This is a genomic window from Pseudomonas sp. S1_E05 (genome assembly GCF_056337105.1).
In genome coordinates, this window is the sequence record NZ_JBFRHM010000001.1 from 1,992,038 (window position 1) to 2,008,708 (window position 16,671).

Annotated in this window: 16 protein-coding genes and 1 pseudogene; 13 read left to right on the plus strand and 4 right to left on the minus strand. The window is 59.3% G+C overall.

Annotation, left to right across the window (positions count from 1 at the left end; genetic code table 11):
• Positions 1-116 precede the first annotated feature (116 nt).
• Both AB4N33_RS09080 and AB4N33_RS09085 read left to right on the plus strand, forming a co-directional pair.
• Positions 117-725: a biliverdin-producing heme oxygenase gene (locus tag AB4N33_RS09080; protein ID WP_476458802.1), complete on the plus strand. Its 609-nt coding sequence runs from the start codon at positions 117-119 to the stop codon at positions 723-725.
• Entirely contained in the window at positions 722-2,971 is a 2,250-nt protein-coding gene (locus AB4N33_RS09085) for an ATP-binding protein (protein ID WP_476457055.1), read from the plus strand. Before AB4N33_RS09080 ends, AB4N33_RS09085 begins: the two co-directional genes overlap by 4 nt.
• A 141-nt stretch (positions 2,972-3,112) precedes the next feature.
• On the opposite strand, the pseudogene kdgD reads toward AB4N33_RS09085, so the two are convergent.
• A pseudogene (kdgD, locus tag AB4N33_RS09090) lies at positions 3,113-4,019 on the minus strand (5-dehydro-4-deoxyglucarate dehydratase).
• Between the two features lie 380 nt (positions 4,020-4,399).
• Between kdgD and AB4N33_RS09095 the strand changes: the two are divergent.
• The 5 genes from AB4N33_RS09095 (at position 4,400) to AB4N33_RS09115 (ending at position 8,931) form a co-directional block, all read left to right on the plus strand.
• Positions 4,400-4,906, plus strand: coding sequence for a TRAP transporter small permease (locus AB4N33_RS09095; protein WP_460125822.1), 507 nt, complete (start codon positions 4,400-4,402; stop codon positions 4,904-4,906).
• The gene (locus AB4N33_RS09100) at positions 4,906-6,189 is read left to right on the plus strand and encodes a TRAP transporter large permease subunit (protein WP_460125824.1); all 1,284 of its coding nucleotides are present in this window, start codon (positions 4,906-4,908) and stop codon (positions 6,187-6,189) included. Before AB4N33_RS09095 ends, AB4N33_RS09100 begins: the two co-directional genes overlap by 1 nt.
• Positions 6,190-6,215: 26 nt before the next feature.
• The gene (locus AB4N33_RS09105; protein WP_476457056.1) at positions 6,216-7,214 is read left to right on the plus strand and encodes a TRAP transporter substrate-binding protein; all 999 of its coding nucleotides are present in this window, start codon (positions 6,216-6,218) and stop codon (positions 7,212-7,214) included.
• An 81-nt stretch (positions 7,215-7,295) separates the two neighbouring features.
• Positions 7,296-8,099 carry a carbon-nitrogen hydrolase family protein gene (locus AB4N33_RS09110; protein ID WP_460125828.1) on the plus strand — a complete coding sequence of 268 codons (804 nt, stop codon included), beginning with the start codon at positions 7,296-7,298 and terminating at the stop codon, positions 8,097-8,099.
• 31 nt (positions 8,100-8,130) lie between these two features.
• Positions 8,131-8,931, plus strand: a complete 801-nt coding sequence (locus AB4N33_RS09115) for an HpcH/HpaI aldolase family protein (RefSeq protein ID WP_476457057.1) — start codon at positions 8,131-8,133, stop codon at positions 8,929-8,931.
• Between the two features lie 88 nt (positions 8,932-9,019).
• Here AB4N33_RS09115 and AB4N33_RS09120 read toward each other — a convergent pair whose 3' ends face one another.
• Positions 9,020-9,919, minus strand: a complete 900-nt coding sequence (locus AB4N33_RS09120) for a LysR family transcriptional regulator (RefSeq protein WP_476457058.1) — start codon at positions 9,917-9,919, stop codon at positions 9,020-9,022.
• 110 nt (positions 9,920-10,029) lie between these two features.
• Between AB4N33_RS09120 and AB4N33_RS09125 the strand changes: the two genes are divergently transcribed.
• From AB4N33_RS09125 to AB4N33_RS09150, 6 genes are all read left to right on the plus strand, one after another.
• Positions 10,030-10,701, plus strand: a complete 672-nt coding sequence (locus AB4N33_RS09125) for an RraA family protein (RefSeq protein WP_476457059.1) — start codon at positions 10,030-10,032, stop codon at positions 10,699-10,701.
• Positions 10,702-10,765: 64 nt separating this feature from the next.
• Positions 10,766-11,821 carry a TRAP transporter substrate-binding protein gene (locus AB4N33_RS09130; protein ID WP_476457060.1) on the plus strand — a complete coding sequence of 352 codons (1,056 nt, stop codon included), beginning with the start codon at positions 10,766-10,768 and terminating at the stop codon, positions 11,819-11,821.
• Between the two features lie 58 nt (positions 11,822-11,879).
• On the plus strand, positions 11,880-12,491 hold the full coding sequence (locus tag AB4N33_RS09135; protein ID WP_460125838.1) for a TRAP transporter small permease subunit: 612 nt from the start codon (positions 11,880-11,882) through the stop codon (positions 12,489-12,491).
• Positions 12,492-13,772: a TRAP transporter large permease gene (locus AB4N33_RS09140; RefSeq protein WP_460125840.1), complete on the plus strand. Its 1,281-nt coding sequence runs from the start codon at positions 12,492-12,494 to the stop codon at positions 13,770-13,772. It abuts the gene before it with no gap.
• 186 nt (positions 13,773-13,958) lie between these two features.
• A complete protein-coding gene (locus AB4N33_RS09145) occupies positions 13,959-14,387 on the plus strand; it encodes a DUF2231 domain-containing protein (protein WP_476457061.1) in 429 nt (142 codons plus the stop codon).
• On the plus strand, positions 14,384-15,676 hold the full coding sequence (locus AB4N33_RS09150) for a PQQ-dependent sugar dehydrogenase (RefSeq protein WP_476457062.1): 1,293 nt from the start codon (positions 14,384-14,386) through the stop codon (positions 15,674-15,676). The genes AB4N33_RS09145 and AB4N33_RS09150 overlap by 4 nt, the downstream gene beginning before the upstream one ends.
• On the opposite strand, the gene AB4N33_RS09155 is transcribed toward AB4N33_RS09150, so the two are convergent.
• Both AB4N33_RS09155 and AB4N33_RS09160 read right to left on the minus strand, forming a co-directional pair.
• Positions 15,670-16,317 (minus strand): helix-turn-helix domain-containing protein, encoded by a 648-nt coding sequence (locus AB4N33_RS09155; RefSeq protein ID WP_476457063.1) that lies wholly within the window; start codon positions 16,315-16,317, stop codon positions 15,670-15,672. The genes AB4N33_RS09150 and AB4N33_RS09155 overlap by 7 nt on opposite strands.
• On the minus strand, positions 16,314-16,646 hold the full coding sequence (locus tag AB4N33_RS09160; protein WP_476457064.1) for a type II toxin-antitoxin system HigB family toxin: 333 nt from the start codon (positions 16,644-16,646) through the stop codon (positions 16,314-16,316). Before AB4N33_RS09160 ends, AB4N33_RS09155 begins: the two co-directional genes overlap by 4 nt.
• Positions 16,647-16,671: the final 25 nt, after the last annotated feature.

Below are 16,671 nucleotides of genomic sequence, written 5' to 3' on the forward strand. Positions count from 1 at the left end.
GGACCAGCCATCGCAATTACAAAAACCCTCAAACCAGTTCTGCCCAAGAACTGTAGTATGCACACCGGAATTTTTTCAGTCATGGCCATAACGAGGTCGGATTAGAGTTTATGACCATGCAACCCAAGACCCGTGAGGTCCCACCCGTGCTTCAGGATCTGCGCACCGGCACCGCCGTGATGCATATCGCCCTGGAGAAACGTCTGCCGTTTTTCTCCGACTCCCTTGATGTCCAGGCTTTCCAACGCCTGATGCAGGCCTATTACGGTTTTTATCGACCGCTGGAAACCGCATTGCAGGTGAGCGCGTACATGCCGGAAGATTTTGACTTGCGCATGCGACTCAAAGCCATGACCTTGGACCGCGACCTGCAAGCCATGGGCCTGTCCGAGCAAGCACTGGAAGATCTGCCCGCCTGCCGAGACTTGCCGGTGATCGATAGCGCCGCAGCGTGCCTGGGTGTCCTCTACGTATTGGAAGGCGCAACGCTCGGCGGGCAGATCCTGCGTCGGGAAATCGCCTCACGGTTGGACCTGGGCGCAGAAAACGGTGCCGCATTTCTCGATGTCTATGGCGCCTCGACCGGCCGCCGCTGGCGCGACTTCATCGATTACCTGGGCAGCCGCCCAATGGACGCCGACGAGCGCAAGGCCGTCGTCACCGCAGCACACACCACTTTCAGTTGTTTCGAACGTTGGCTGCAAAGCCAGGAGGTTCTGGTATGACACCACAAGACAAAGACGCGTTTGAAGAACTCCTGGCCAACTGCGCCGACGAACCTATCCGTTTTCCCGGCGCCATCCAGCCCCACGGCCTGCTGCTGACCCTGACCGAGCCTGAACTGGAGATCATCCAGGTCAGTGCCAACGTCGACACACTATTGGCGCGAGAGCCGCAGACGCTGATCGGGCGCCCGCTGCAAAGCCTCATCGGTGACGCACACGCCAAAGCCGTACGCGAAGCGTTGCAGCAACCTACGCTCTTCGACGTCCCACCCCTGCGCTTCAAAATCAACGGCACGGCGTTCGAAGGCTTGCTGCATCGCCATGAAGGGGTGCTGATCCTGGAGCTGGAGATTCATGTCGAGAATTTCCAGCCGCGCAATGTCGCCGGCAATCAGACGAATCTGGGGCGGATGCTCCAGCGCCTGCAAGCGGCGACCACGCTGCAAGAGTTGTACGACGTGAGCGTCAAGGAAATCCAGGCCATGACCGGTTACGACCGGGTACTGATCTACCGATTCGAAGAGGAAGGCCACGGCCAGGTCATCGCCGAGGCCTCCGACCCGTCGATGGAAGTGTTCAACGGTCTGTTCTTCCCGGCATCGGACATCCCCGAACAGGCCCGTGAGTTGTATCGCACCAACTGGTTGCGGATCATCCCCAACGCCGATTACCAGCCGGTGCCCCTGGTGCCGAAGCTACGACCCGACACCCAGACTCCGCTGGACCTGAGTTTCGCGACCCTGCGCAGCGTCTCGCCCATTCACTGCCAGTACATGAAGAACATGGGGGTGCTGTCATCGATGAGCATTTCCCTGATGCGTGGTGACCAACTGTGGGGCCTGATCAGTTGCGGCAACCGCCAGCCATTGCATGTCCCGCACGAGTTGCGCACGGCCTGCCAGACCATCGGCCAGGTGCTGTCGCTGCAGATCAACGCGATGGAGGCGCTGGAACTGAGCCGCCAGCGTGATGAGAAGCTCGAGTCGCTGGCGTTGCTCAATCAGGCAATGATCGACTCACCAGAGAATGTCTTCGACGGCCTGGCCCAACAACCCCAAGTACTGATGGCGCTGGCCCGGGCGGGTGGCATCGCCATCATCGAGGACAAGCAACTGCACCGGTACGGCAGTTGCCCGGAGCCCGACGAAATCCGCGCGTTGCACAAATGGTTGCAGGAGAGTGGCAAACCGGTGTTCGCCAGTCATCACCTGGCCAGTGTCTACCCACCCGCCGCGCAATATCAGCAAGTGGCCAGCGGTGTGCTTGCCATGAGCCTGCCCAAACCTGTCGACAATGGCGTGATGTGGTTCCGTCCGGAAGTCAAAGAGAACATCCAATGGAGCGGCGACCCACGAAAGCCGCTGGATCTTGAGAACTCCAACGCGGGTCTGCGACTGCGACCGCGCACCTCGTTCGAAATCTGGAAAGTCGAAATGGCCGGGATTTCCACCAAGTGGAGCCACGGCGACCTCTACGCGGCCAACGACCTGCGCCGCTCGGCGCTGGAAAATGACCTGGCTCGCCAGGTGCGTCGAGAGCAGGAAGCCGTGCGCGCCCGCGACGAACTGGTGGCCGTGGTGTCCCACGACTTGCGCAATCCGATGACCGTCATTTCCATGCTATGCGGCATGATGCAAAAGACCTTCAGCTCCGATGGCCCGCACACCTCGCGGCGCATTTCCACCGCAATCGACACCATGCAACAAGCCGCCGGGCGGATGAATACGCTGCTCGAGGACCTGCTCGACACCTCCAAGATCGACGCGGGACGCTATACGATCACGCCGCAAAAGCTCGATGTCGCCCAGATGTTCGAGGAAGCTCAAGCGCTGCTCGCCCCTCTGGCACTGGACAAGGACATCAGCATTTCCTTCGAGGCTGATCCCGAGCTGCGCATCCAGGCGGACCCTGAGCGCTTGTTCCAGGTGCTGTCGAACCTGGTCAGCAACGCGATCAAGTTCACCCCGCGCCTGGGCACGGTAGGCGTGCACGCCGAATCGTGCGGCGGTGAAATCGTCTTCACCGTGCGCGACAGCGGTGAAGGCATACCTGCGGAGCATCTGCCTCATGTGTTCGACCGCTACTGGACGATGAAGGAAGGCAATCCAACGGGCACTGGATTGGGTCTGTATATCTCGCAGGGGATTGTCGAGGCCCACGGTGGGCGCATCGTGGCCGAGAGTGTGCTTGGCCAGGGAGCCTTGTTCAAATTCACGCTGCCGGCAGCGGTTGATGGTGTGAAGTGAATCGCTTGGGGAGATTGCCAGGCGCTTGACATCACCCCGCTCCATGAGCGCAGCATCGTAACGAAAAACGCCCCGCCAGAGCATCGCTTTGGCGGGGCGTGGCACAGCCTATCCATGACGCTTGCCAGTCATGGGCGGCCGTTATTTGCCATGCTTTTCAATCAACGCAGCCAACATTTCGTACTCTTCACCCGTCAGGTCGGTCAACGGCGTACGAACCGGTCCGGCGTCATGCCCAACGATCTTTGCCCCGGCCTTGACGATGCTGACAGCGTACCCCGCCTTGCGGTTGCGGATGTCCAGATAAGGCAGGAAAAAATCGTCAATCATTTTGCCGACCGCTGTGTGGTCTTCCCGGGCAATCGCCTGATAGAAATTGGTCGCCAGTTGCGGCACGAAGTTGAACACCGCTGACGAGTAAACCGGTACGCCTAGCGCCTTGTACGCGGCGGCGTACACTTCTGCGGTCGGCAGGCCGCCCAGGTACGAGAACCGATCACCCAGTCGACGGCGGATCGACACCATCAACTCGACATCCCCCAAACCGTCCTTGTACCCGATCAGGTTCTCGCAGCGCTCGGCCAATTGTTCGAGCAATGGCGCGGTCAGCCGGCAGACGTTGCGGTTGTAGACCACCACACCAATCTTGACCGATTTGCACACGGCCTCGACGTGTGCCGCCACACCCTCCTGGCTCGCCTCGGTCAAGTAGTGAGGCAACAACAGCAAGCCTTTGGCGCCCAGGCGCTCCGCTTCTTGCGCATATTCGATTGCCTGACGGGTCGAGCCGCCGACGCCGGCGAGGATCGGCATGCTGCCGGCGCAGGTATCGACAGCCGTCTTGATCACCGAACGGTATTCGCTGGCGGCAAGAGAAAAACTCACCGGTTCCGCCCGCCGCAAACAGCGCGCTGGTGCCGTAGGGCGCCAGCCATTCCAGACGCCGCGCATAACCCGCCGCATTGAAGTCGCCCTGCTGATCGAAGTCGGTCAGCGGGAAAGACAGCAGCCCGGAGGACAGGACAGATTGAAGCTCGGAAGGGGTCATCTTGTTATCACCTTGTTATTGTCATGGGAGAAGCAATTGAATTTATACGACATCATACAACTGCACTTAAAACAATCCCCTAATAACTGAAGAAGCCTCCTCGACCCTCCTCCGGCAACCGTTTAACCACGTTGATTAAATTCCGTTATCCCCTTAATAAAAACATTGACTCAGCCATCCAGCCCTATTGCGTTGACATCATCAGGGCAAAAAGAAAAACTCAACTCAGGTCATACGACGACGTATAACTAATAATAAAAGGTGGTCTTTCTCATGCATCGTCCTCACTTTATCGGCACGCGTTTACTTAGGGTCCACGACCCTGTCCCGCCAACGACTTACTTGCTCGCCCTCCCCAACTTCAATGGAGTGCAAGTGCCATGAAAGAACTCCTCAGACTGTATTTCCTCGGACTTAAAACACTGATTGTGGCGTGTCTGGTTTGCATTACCGTGCTGATCTTCGCCAACGTCGTTTTGCGTTATGGCTTCAATTCCGGGCTGTTCTTCAGCGAGGAGATTTCCAGGCTGGCGTTCGTCTGGCTGGTCTTTGCCGGTTCGCAACTCATGCTGCACGAGAACGGCCACATCGGTGTCGATATCCTGACCAGCCGGGTCTCGGCCAAGGTGGCCAAACACCTGATGACCCTGGCCTACCTGGCGATGCTCTACGCCACTTGGCTGTTCCTCGAAGGCAGTTGGAAACAAACCCTGATCAACCTGCATGTGGGTGCCCCGTCCACCGGCGTCTCCATGGCGCTGTTCTACGGTGCCGGTCTGGTGTTCGCGATATTGAGTACCGTTTTGCTGTGCGCCCAACTGGGCAAGCACCTGATCACGCCAGCCGCTGAGCCAGCGCCTGAAAACGCACACGGGGTATTCAAATAATGGCACTGGGCCTATTCGTCGGCGTGCTCATGGCCGCCATTCTCATCGGCGTACCGATCGCCTATGCATTGATCCTCTGCGGCGTGGCCCTGATGGGACTGCTCGGTTTGTTCGATGGCCAGATCATCGCGCAGAACATCGTCAACTCGGCAGGCAGCTTTCCGTTGCTGGCCATTCCACTGTTCATCATCGCTGGCGAGGTCATGAACAGCGGCGGTCTGTCCAAGCGCATCATCAACCTGGCGATTTCCCTGGTCGGTCACCTGCGCGGCGGCCTGGGCTACGTCACCATCGTTGCCGGCGTGCTGCTTTCCAGCCTGTCGGGTTCGGCTCTGGCCGATGCCGCGTCACTGACCGCGCTGCTGCTGCCGATGATGGTGATCGCCGGCTACAACCGCAACCGTTCCGGTGGCCTGATCGCGTCGGTCTCGGTGCTGGGTTCGATCATTCCGCCGAGCATCGGCTTTGTGGTCCTGGGCGTCGCCTCGGGCCTGTCGATCACCAAGCTGTTCCTGGCTGGCATTGCTCCAGGACTGATGATTGCCTTGGCGCTGGTAGTCGCCTGGTGGCTGGTGTCACGTCGCGACAACGATGTGCAACTGAGCCCCAAGGCATCCGGCAAGGAGCGCATGAAAGCTTTCGTCGACAGCACCTGGGCGCTGATGCTGCCGGTGATTATCGTCGCTGGCCTGCGCTTTGGCGTGGTGACTCCGACCGAAGCCGGCGCTGTGGCGAGTGTGTATGCGTTGCTGGTGTCGTCGCTGATCTACCGTGAACTGAGCCTCAAGTCCCTGGGTGAGCTGTTGCTGCGCGCCGGCAAGACCACCGCGGCCGTGATGTTCCTGGTCGCGGCGGCCTCGATTCCTGCCTGGATGATCACCATCGCCGATATCCCGGGACAGATCATCGACCTCATCCAGCCGGTCATGGACAACCCGAAACTGCTGATCGTTGTTTTGATGCTACTGATCCTGGCGATCTCCATGGTCATGGATCTGACGCCGACCATCCTGCTGCTGGCGCCGATCCTCGTGCCCGTGGTCACCGCCGCCAACATCGACCCGATCTACTTCGGTGTGCTGTTCATGATCAATTGCTCCATCGGCCTGATCACACCGCCCGTAGGCACGGTGCTCAACGTCGTGTGCGGCATCGGCAACATGCGTTACGAAGCGCTGCTCAAGGGGACTTTCCCGTTCCTGATTGCGGAAATCATTGTGCTGTTCCTGCTGGTGATGTTCCCCGATCTGGTCACCGTTCCAGCGCAATGGTTCGCCCACTAAAAATCCAACAAGAAACAGGAATGACCATGAAAACACATTTGAGCGCACTGGCCGCCCTGCTGCTGGCCAGCAGCATGAGCTTCGCCGCCGAGTACAACAGCCACACCATCAAGTTCGCAGCCACCAGCCCCAAGGGCACTCCCCCCGCCATTGGCATGGAACTGTTTGCCAAGAAGATCGACGAGCGCAGCGGCGGCAAGATCAAGGTTCGGACCTTTCCCAACGGCGTGCTCGGCGGCGACGTACAGGTACTGTCGTCCCTGCAGGGTGGTGTGGTGGAGATGATGACCTGGAACGCCGGACTGATGATCAATCATGTGACCGACTTCGGCATTCTCGACTTCCCCTTCATCTACACCGACACCGCGAAGGTCGATGCCATGCTCGATGGCGAGGTTGGCAAGATGCTGACGGACCAGTTGCCGGAGAAGAAGCTGGTGGGCCTGGCGTTTTGGGAACTGGGTGTGCGCAACCTGACCAATAACGTGCGCCCGGTCGAAAAGATGGAAGACATCGTCGGGTTGAAGATCCGCGCGCAACAGTCGCCGTTGTTCCTCGATGTCTGGTCGGCGCTGGGCGCCAACCCAACGCCCCTGCCCTTCACTGAAGTGCATACGGCCCTGGAGACCGGCACCGTGGATGGCCAGGAAAACCCGGCCGCCCTGATCCTCGCCTCGAAATTCAACGAAGTGCAGAAATACCTGAGCCTGACGCACCACAACTACAACCCGCAAATCGTCCTGATCAGCAAACCCTTCTGGGACAAGCTCAATGATGACGAGAAGGCGTTGCTCAAGGAGGTTGCACTGGAAGTGCGCCTCGAGCAGCGCCGGATTTCCCGCGAGGCTGACAGCAAGGCGATTGCCGAGCTGGGCAGTTCGGGCATGAAAGTCAACGAACTGCCCACCGAGGAAATTGCACGCATCCAGCAGAAGATCCGCCCGGTGATCGACAAATACGCGGCGCAGATCAACCCCGAACTGGTGAAGAAAGTCTACGAAGCGGTGGACTACAAGCCGCATTAGCCCTGGCCATCCCGGCAGCCGGCACTGCGCTGGCTGCCCCATCAAACGCACGCTTGCCTGACAATCAAAGGACCTCGCTTCATGAAAATCTCCGTCGCACAGATCCACCCGGTCGCCGGTAACTCGGCGCAAACCATCGACAAAGTCGCCGAACTCACCCGCCAGGCTGCCAGCCAGGGCTCACGCCTGATCGCATTTGCCGAGTGCCTGTTGACCGGTGGCGCGTTCGACAGCCGCGAAGAACTGGAAAAAAGCGCCATCCACCTCGACGCACTCGCGCCCCTGCTCAAGGTTACGGCTGAAACCGGGATCTATCTGGTGGTCGGTTTTTACGAGCAGAACGCCGAGTCAGTTTTCAACACCGCCGCACTGATCGGCCCTGACGGTATCGTCGGCCTGCATCGCAAGCGCCATTTGCCGTTCATGATCGGCGACCGCTTCACCGACCGCCCTGAAGAATGGACTGCCCCGGTATTCGACACTGACATCGGTCGCATCGGCCTGGCGATCTGCTACGAAATTCGCTTCCCGGAAGTCATCCGCACGCTGGCCCTGGAAGGCGCCGACATCGTGGTACTCCCTGCCGCCTGGCCCGAGCAGGCACGTATGCTGCCGGACATTTTCAGCACCGTGCGGGCAGCCGAGAACATCGTCTATTTCGTCGCACCTAACCGAAACGACATGGACGGCGGCATGCAGTTCATCGGCATGAGCCACATCATCGAACCCTCGGGCAAGACCCTGACGCGCGCAGGACAGGAGGACGGCGTGTTCAGCGTGGAGATCGACCTTGCGAAGGCACGCAACAAATCATTGATTCGCGACCCCGGCGTGTTCGAAATCCACCCCTTCCGCGACCGCCTGCCAGAGACTTATCGCGTCTGAGACGACCCATCACGCTGCTCAGGAAATCGCAATGCATAACAAGATCACGACCCTTAAAGAGCGCATGGCCAATGGTCCGACGTTCGGGATGAACATCTACAGCACCTCCGGCATGGCCATCGAAGTGGCCGGCAATTGGGGGCTGGACTTTGTCTTCATCGACGCCGAACACACGGCCCTGGGCGTCGACAAGGACATGGAAAAGCTGCTGCTGTCGGCGCACTACGCCGGTATCCATGGCCTGGTTCGCGTGCGCGGCACCCTTGAATGGGACATTCGCAAGGCATTGGAAATGGGCGCCTCGGGGGTCATCGTGCCGCAGGTGCACAACGCTGCACAGATGCGCGATATCGTGCGCTACAGCAAATTCCCGCCGTTCGGGCGCCGAGGTGGCGACAGTTCGGTGCGCTCTGCGAACTACGCCGGGCCCGGCTTTGACTGGGCTCGCTACACCGAGGCAGAAAACGCCCGCAGCGTTATCGTGCCAATGGCCGAGAGTTTTGAGTTCTTCGACAACATCGACGAGATTCTCGACGTCGACGGTATCGATGCGGTGCATTTCGGCCCAGCCGATTACTCGTTGTCGCGCCAGTTGCCGGTGGATTATCGCCTGGGCAACCCCGAAGTCCGGGATCGCCTGGCGCTGCTGATAGAGCAATGCCATGCGCGCTCCATTCAGGTCATGGTGCCCTGCTTCCCGGCGGACACCGAAACGGCCAGTCGCCTATTGCAAATGGGCGCTGACATGTTGCTGATGGGCAGTGACCTGTCATGGCTGAATCAGGCGGGACAACACATTTCGTCCATTCAAAAAAGTGTTCAAGGTAAATAACTACCTCTTCTAAAAGTGATTGGATCACCCTAAAGATTAAAGGCCAAATCAACTAATCTGATTTGGCCTTTACTGTTACCCGAGCACTTCAACTCACCAAAAAGTTCTGTCTCATCAAAGTAGCCCGTGTCAGCGACACCAGGTCTTCAAGTTGAACATCGGGCCTTTCGGTCAAATAAGATAAACAAAACCTGGCGGGTTCTATCGGGGGATTGCACGGCAGGACCTTGAGCAAATCAACGGCCAACATATCGCGGATCAATGGAACGGGGAGAATCCCGATGGCATGACCGGCCGATATCATCTTGGCGATAAACGCCAGGGAGTTACTGGAGTGAAAGGCTTCGGACACTCCGCCACCTTCCTTCAGCCAGCGCTCCACCACCGAATACAGGGTCGACGGCGCCGAGTGCGTGACGATGGGATGAGCGCACGCCTGTTCCGGTAGAAAGGTATCCCCTTCGATGTCCAGGTGCGCGGCCGCCACCCACTGAAAGGTCATCCACCCCAGGAAGATATCGGTGACATCATCACGAGTCATCGGATTGGTCAGCAGCGCCAGATCAAGCTCGTGGTCATTCAACTTGCGATTGAGCACGGCGCCCACATCAATGGTAATTTCCAGGGTGATTTCCGGAAAGTGTGCCTTGATTTCGGCGATTACCGCCGTCAGCCCGACCATGGCCGAGCACTCGTCGGCGCCCACGCGCAGTCGGCGATTCTGTTTCTGCTTGGCCGCAAATTGCTCCAGCTTGACACTGTTGTTCAACGCCAGTTCGGCGTGCTGCAGGGCAATCAGGCCATCGGCGGTGATGGTCATGCGCTGCTTGCTGCGATCGAACAGTTTCACACTCAGCAAGGACTCCATCTCCCGGATACGCGAGGAAATGGCCGGTTGGGTCAAATGAAGATGTCGAGAGGCCGCGTGCACGCCGCCTAATCGGGCCGTCCAATAAAAGGCCTCGATCTGCATCAGGGTAATTCTCATGATAAAAATTGTCCCGCCGCTGAGTCGCTTATTTTTATTACCGCATTAAAAATGCGCTTGTTAGGATGGACTCAATGTAACAGACATCCCTCAAAACAAGTAAAACCGGCATGTATATTATTCGAGAACTACCACAACAAATCCCACGAGAAGAACTTGAAGTACTTTTCGCAGCAGAACCGGCAACCATTGGTCACTTCATTACCCAAGGCATTTTGAGTACGGACATAAAGGCGCACTTCCAGGATGTCAGGGCCGTGGGCACGGCGGTCACGGTGAAAATGCCCGGTGCCGATGGCGGCATCCTGCATCACGCCATGGGCTGCGCCCGCCCCGGCGATTTCCTGATCGTCGATCGCTGTGGCGAACGGGTGACTGCCGCCATGGGCGGCGCCATGGCCTACGCCGCGAAACAGGCCGGCATCGCCGGGATCGTCATCGATGGACACGTCACCGATCTGGGTGAATTGCGCACTTATGGCGTGCCCATCTGGTCGTGGGGCGCGAGTGCGATTACCACGCGACTCAAGGGTGAAGAAGGCGAGTTTTGTACGACGGTCCAATGTGGTGGCGTCGTGATCCACCCAGGTGATGCAGTGGTCGCTGATGAGAACGGCATCGTGGTGCTCAGGCCGTGGCAGGTATTAACGCTGGCTCGTCAGGCCATCGACTTTCAGGAGCGGGAAAAAACCACACTCGCCCGGCTTGCAAACGGCGAGAAATTTCCCGATGTGGTCGGGTCCAGAGCCATCATCGACGCCGCCATCCAGCGCGTGTCCTGAACAACAGCATCACCGATCTTTCGTTTCTGCCATGTAGCCCCTTCAAAAAAATAACAGGACTACCATGAAACTACATCCTGTAACGCCCTGGATCCTGGCCGTGCTCGGTGGCCTGATTGGACCGACCGCCCTGGCGGATACGGTGCCAGCGACTCACTTCAACGTGATTGGTGGTGGCAGCCACAATTACACCTACCGAGCGGTTGAAGCGCCGTTCTGGAACACCACGTTACCTGACAACTCCGGCGGCAAGCTCACGGCGAGCCTGCGAGGCTTGTCCGAAAGCGGTCTCAAGGGGCCGGAAATGGTGCGTTTGATCCGTTCCGGGGCCGTTGAAATCGGCATGGGCGTTTTCGCGTTCGTCGCCGGCGACGACCCGTTTTTCGAAGGTATCGACCTGCCCGGCATGGCTGACGACATCGAGACCGCCCACCGCGTATCGAGCGCATTCAAACCCGTGCTCGCCGCGCGCATGGCCGAGCGTCACGGCGTCAAGCTGTTGGCCACCGTCCCCTATACGGCGCAGGTGTTCTTCTGCCGCGAGCCCGTCGCCTCGGTACAAGACCTCAAGGGCCGGAAAGTTCGCGTGCGTGGACGCAACATGTCCGACATGGTCAAGGCACTCGGCGGCGCCCCCATGACGCTGCCATTCGCTGAAGTGGTGACCGCCATGCAAACCGGGGTCATCGACTGCGCGGTGTCGGGCATCGGTTCTGGCAATGCCGCCCGCTGGTACGACGTGGCCAACCATCTCTATAACCTGCCAACGGACTGGTCGATCGGCTTCTATGCCATTGGCCTGAAGCGCTGGCAGTCATTGCCAGAAACGGTACAGCACCTGCTCGAGCAGCAATCCCGGGTACTGGAAGACCGGTTGTGGGAGGAAACCACCAGGGAGAACCGCTCGGCCCTGGCCTGCAACATCGGCGCAGCCGATTGCCAGATTCATCACCCCGCACATATGCAGGTCAGCACGCCGACGCTCGCCGAACGGCAGGCGATGCAAGAAGCCGTGCTGGCCATCGCCAATGACTGGGGCAAACGTTGCGGTGCACCGTGCGTGGAACGTTGGAATGCCACAGCCGGAGCGACCCTGGGCGTGCAGCTGCAAACACCCTGACAGCGCCGGCCAATGGCCTCGCGTTTTGAATCCACCCCGTTTGCGGAGAACACCGCTGATGAAACCCTCTGAATCTTCTGCCATCAGGCTTGTGAACAGCGTCGCATGGCTCAGTGCCTGGGTCGGTGGTATCGCGCTGATGGGCACCGCCTTGATGATCGGCGTCGACCTGATCCTGCGTAAAACCATTGGCGTATCGATGGGCGGTGCCGACGAAATCGCCGGTTATGTGCTGGCCATTGTCAGCACCTGGGCGTTCCCCGTCGCCCTGCTCAAGCGTTCGCACATCCGGGTCGACATCGTCTATTCACGCCTGTCCATCAAAAGCCGGGCCGCGCTCGACCTGCTGGCGCTGGGGTGCATGGCATTGTTTGTCGGGACCTTGCTGTTTCATGCATCCGGGGTGCTGTGGACCACGCTCAAGTTCCATTCGACCTCCACCACGCCACTGCAGATTCCGTTGTGGCTGCCGCAATCGATCTGGCTCGCAGGTTATGTCTTTTTCGCCCTGACCATTGTGGTGCTGGCTTGCACCAGCCTGAGCCGCCTGCGCCGGCGGACTTCGATCAGCGGGCTGATCGGCATCAATTCCGTCGAGGAAGAAATCGAGGAGGAAACCCACCGCCGTGCGCCGGGGTTCACGCCTTCGCCAACCACTGGAGAACACTGAATGCTCGCCTTTACCCTCTTCACCCTCCTGGCGCTGCTGGGTTTGAGCGTGGCCGCAGCGGTCAGTGTCGGCCTGCTGGGCATGTCGCTGTCCGAGCTGTTTTCCACTCTGCCCTTGAGCAACGCCATGGGGGAAATCGCCTGGAGCACCAGCGCCGAATTCCTGCTGGTGGCGATTCCGCTCTACATCCTGATGGGCGAACTGCTCGTGTGCTCAGGCGTTGCCGGGCGCATGTACGGTGCAGTGTCAAAATGGCTGTCGTGGCTGCCAGGGGGTTTAATGAACGCCAACATCGGCGCCTCGGCCCTGTTCTCTGCCACCAGTGGCTCCAGCGTGGCAACCGCCGCGACCATTTCGACCCTGGCCCTGCCTGAGCAGGAACGCAAAGGCTACCCGGCGCCGCTTTTTCTCGGTTCGGTCGCCGCTGGCGGCACTCTGGGTATCCTGATTCCGCCGTCGATCAACATGATTCTGTTCGCGCTGATCGCTAATCTCTCGGTGCCCAAGCTGTACCTGGCCGCCACCATTCCGGGCATTTTGCTGAGTTTGATGTTCGTGGCGATGATCGTGATTGCCTGCCTCTTGCGCCCGGAACTGGGCGGCACCAAGGAACACGCCACCTGGGCCGAACGCCGGGAAAGCATCAGGGACCTGCTGCCACCATTGGCGATATTCGTGCTGGTGGTGGGCGCCATCTACAGCGGCTTTGCTACCGCCAGCGAGTCGGCCGCATTAGGGGTGATCGCTGCGTTCGCCCTGGGGCTTTGGAGACGTGCCTTCACCTGGCAGAACCTGGGCCAGGCTTTCGAGTCGACGCTGCGCACGACCGGGATGATCCTGTTCATCACCCTGTCGGCGTTTTTCCTCAACTTCGTACTGGCGTCCATCGGGCTCACTTCAACGCTGGTGAGTTTCGTCACCGACCTCAACATGTCGCCGATGGGCACGCTGCTGGCAATCATCGTGTTCTACATTGTCCTGGGGTGCTTCATGGACACCCTGGCCATGCTGATTACCACCGCGCCACTGGTGGTACCGGTCATTATCGCGCTGGGTTTCGATCCACTGTGGTTCGGCGTGATCCTGATCATCCTGTGCGAGATGGGCCAGATTACCCCGCCGTTCGGCATGAACCTGTTCGTCGTGCAGAGCATCCGCAACAAGGGCAACTTCCTCGATGTAGTGTACGGCGCCCTGCCGTTCTGTTTCGTATTGTTGCTGTTGATCGCATTGTTGATCATGTTTCCACAGATTGCCCTCTGGCTGCCGCACTACGCCTGACGGCCGTATCGCTCGCAGGCCCGGGTCACCTTGCCTGGGTCTGCGAGATCAGGTCTGCCAGGTATTTCTTTGAACTTCGCCCCCTTCATCGTGATCACCTTTACTGCGCGCAGTCAGCGCGAACCTGATGGATCAGTGCCTGGCGCTGGGCATCCGTAAAGGGTCGATAAACGATGAGGATTTGCCGTGACCGACACCACCTATCCCCTTGCGCGAATCACGCCGGGGCCGCTGCATTCGATACTGCTGGGCGGCACCGTTGCCCTGTTTCTCGGGGCGCTGTTGAGTGATATCGCCTACGCCAGGACCTACCAGATCCAATGGAGCAATTTCGCCTCGTGGCTGATTGCCGGGGGCCTGGTGTTCTGTGGGCTAGCGTTGCTGTTTGCCCTGACCAATCTACTGCGGGCCCAACCGAAAGCCGGCCGGCCTGCACTGTATTTCCTGCTCCTGCTGATCACTTGGGTACTGGGGCTGGTCAACGCCTTCGAGCACGCCAAGGATGCGTGGGCCGTCATGCCTTCGGGCCTGATCCTGTCGGTCATCGTTGCCGTGCTGAGCGGCGCCTCGGCGTGGATCGGCCTTACCAACTTGCGGTCAGGAGGTGCACGATGAAGCCTGTTTTCCCCGTAGCCACCCTGACCCTGGCGATGCTCCTGAGCGCTTGCGGTGGAGAAGCTGACAGCCCTCAGGCTCGTGGCCCTGAACCTCAGATGCCGGAACCGCAGCGCAGCCTGTTGCCCAGTATGAAAATCGCCGAACCCGCGGCCTGGGGTAATCAGAAGCCCACGGTTCCCGAAGGTTTCAGTGTCACTGCCATTGCCCAAGACTTGAAAATTCCGCGCCAGACGCTGGTGCTGCCCAACGGCGATATCCTGGTGGCCGAAGGACGGGGCGGCAACGCGGCCAAGCTCAAGCCCAAGGACGTCATCGCCAGCTACATCAAGGCCCAGGGCAACACCAAGGTCAAGGGAGGTAACCGCCTGACCTTGCTTCGCGACGCGGATGGAGATGGCAAATACGAGCTGCAAACGGTGTTCGCCGAGCACCTCAATGCGCCTTACGGACTGGCGTACGCGGATGGCAAAATCTACGTCGCCAATCAGGATGCACTGGTGCGCTTCGACTATACCGAGGGGCAGAAGAAGGCCAGCGGGATGCCTGCAAAAATCACCGAGCTGCCTTCGGCGATCAATCACCACTGGACCAAATCGCTGGCCATCAGCGAGGACGGGCGCTCGCTTTACGTGGGCATCGGCTCCAACAGCAACATCACCGAGCGCGGCATGGAGGTCGAAGTGGATCGGGCGATGGTCTGGCAAATCGACGCCCAAACCGGCGCGCACAAGCCGTATGCAACCGGCCTGCGCAACCCTACGGCGCTGAAGATCCAGCCCGGCACCGGAACGCTCTGGGCAGTGGTCAACGAGCGGGATGAACTGGGGCCCGACCTGGTGCCGGACTACCTCACCTCCGTCAAGGAAGGGGCATTCTACGGTTGGCCTTACAGCTACTGGGGCCAGAATGTGGATACGCGGGCGCGGCCCCAGGATCCCAAAAAGGTTGCTTCGGCGATCAAACCGGATTACAGCCTGGGTTCGCACGTGGCGGCGCTGGGAGTCGACTTCTCGACGGCCGCAATGGGTGAGCGATTCGCCGACGGTGTGTTTGTCGGTGAGCACGGCAGCTGGAACCGGGATAACCCGGTGGGCTACAAAGTGATTTTCGTGCCTTTCAGCAACGGTAAAGCCACGGGCGAACCCATCGACTTTGCCACAGGCTTCCGCGGTGATGACGGCAAAACCCGTGGCCGGCCTGTGGGTGTGACGGTCGATCCGCGAGGTGCATTGATCATCGCCGATGATCTCTCCAACACGGTCTGGCGGGTGACTCGCAATCAGTGATGCATCAGCGAAGGGCCCGCCATTGCGCTAGCCCTTCGCTGGGTCTGCCTTGGAACCCACGGATTTGTATTCTCCAGTCGCTTCCAATGCGCACTCCACCAACGCCACCTTGTCCCGCGAGCGATAAGAAACCGGTGTCTTATCGGCATCAGCCAGGTTGGCTTTTTCCGCGTCTTCCCCGCGACCGGTGACACGAATGCGCCTGGCTCCATTGCAAATCGCTCTGCCAGCGCATAGGCCATCTTGTGACTGATTGGCCGGTCCCCGCTGAGCACCTTGGACACCGCGGTTTTATCGCCGATTTCCGGAAGGTCCGAACCGGTGAGCCCGAGGGTCTGCATCAGATCCCTGATCAACTGCACAGGTGTGCAAGTGGCCTCGAATGCCGCGCTGGATTCACGAAACTGTTCGGAGTCGCGCTGGTAGGCCAGCATTTCATCCTCCAGCTCAATGAGAATCTTCTCTTCGACCTTGTTCAGTTCGCGGCCATCGGTGAGCTCATCGAGCAACCAGGTCGCGCGCTCATAATCGGCCGGCGTCTTGATGCCGTGCACGAACTCACCGCGCAGGCGCTCCATGACCGCATGCAACTCGCCAAGCGTTGCAATCATGGTTTGAAAATCGTTTGGGCTGGTGTTCATCGTTTTGTCCCTTTGTTTCTTGCATACCAGGCGTTGGCAACGTCGTACTCGGCATGGGTGTAGACGTGTTTGACGTAAAACTTTTGCCGGATGTAATTGACTCCGCCGATCAGCCGAAGGTTATTGCCACCTACATCAATCACCACCCAATTGTGTGCAGCTCTGGGCTTGAACAGGTCAACGTTGTGCGTACCGAAAACCCTTTGCAGGTCCGCGAACTGTTCTGGTCGGGCCACCTTCAAAAGACGTAGGCAGCGGTCCAGGCCTGCCTTGTCGTTAGGGTGCGCAACCCCGGCGTCGTCGAAACGTGATGGTGTGAGTATGTCCATGGGCATCCTTGTCATGGTTACGATG

Bases quoted from the DNA above. Each gene is read 5' to 3' on its own strand.
- AB4N33_RS09085 (WP_476457055.1), top strand. From the start codon at position 722: ATGACACCACAAGACAAAGACGCGTTTGAAGAACTCCTGGCCAACTGC.
- AB4N33_RS09140 (WP_460125840.1), top strand. From the start codon at position 12,492: ATGCTCGCCTTTACCCTCTTCACCCTCCTGGCGCTGCTGGGTTTGAGC.
- AB4N33_RS09125 (WP_476457059.1), top strand. From the start codon at position 10,030: ATGTATATTATTCGAGAACTACCACAACAAATCCCACGAGAAGAACTT.
- AB4N33_RS09115 (WP_476457057.1), top strand. From the start codon at position 8,131: ATGCATAACAAGATCACGACCCTTAAAGAGCGCATGGCCAATGGTCCG.
- AB4N33_RS09130 (WP_476457060.1), top strand. From the start codon at position 10,766: ATGAAACTACATCCTGTAACGCCCTGGATCCTGGCCGTGCTCGGTGGC.
- AB4N33_RS09110 (WP_460125828.1), top strand. From the start codon at position 7,296: ATGAAAATCTCCGTCGCACAGATCCACCCGGTCGCCGGTAACTCGGCG.
- AB4N33_RS09160 (WP_476457064.1), bottom strand. From the start codon at position 16,646: ATGGACATACTCACACCATCACGTTTCGACGACGCCGGGGTTGCGCAC.
- AB4N33_RS09100 (WP_460125824.1), top strand. From the start codon at position 4,906: ATGGCACTGGGCCTATTCGTCGGCGTGCTCATGGCCGCCATTCTCATC.
- AB4N33_RS09135 (WP_460125838.1), top strand. From the start codon at position 11,880: ATGAAACCCTCTGAATCTTCTGCCATCAGGCTTGTGAACAGCGTCGCA.
- AB4N33_RS09120 (WP_476457058.1), bottom strand. From the start codon at position 9,919: ATGAGAATTACCCTGATGCAGATCGAGGCCTTTTATTGGACGGCCCGA.
- AB4N33_RS09095 (WP_460125822.1), top strand. From the start codon at position 4,400: ATGAAAGAACTCCTCAGACTGTATTTCCTCGGACTTAAAACACTGATT.
- AB4N33_RS09105 (WP_476457056.1), top strand. From the start codon at position 6,216: ATGAAAACACATTTGAGCGCACTGGCCGCCCTGCTGCTGGCCAGCAGC.
- AB4N33_RS09080 (WP_476458802.1), top strand. From the start codon at position 117: ATGCAACCCAAGACCCGTGAGGTCCCACCCGTGCTTCAGGATCTGCGC.
- AB4N33_RS09150 (WP_476457062.1), top strand. From the start codon at position 14,384: ATGAAGCCTGTTTTCCCCGTAGCCACCCTGACCCTGGCGATGCTCCTG.
- AB4N33_RS09155 (WP_476457063.1), bottom strand. From the start codon at position 16,317: ATGAACACCAGCCCAAACGATTTTCAAACCATGATTGCAACGCTTGGC.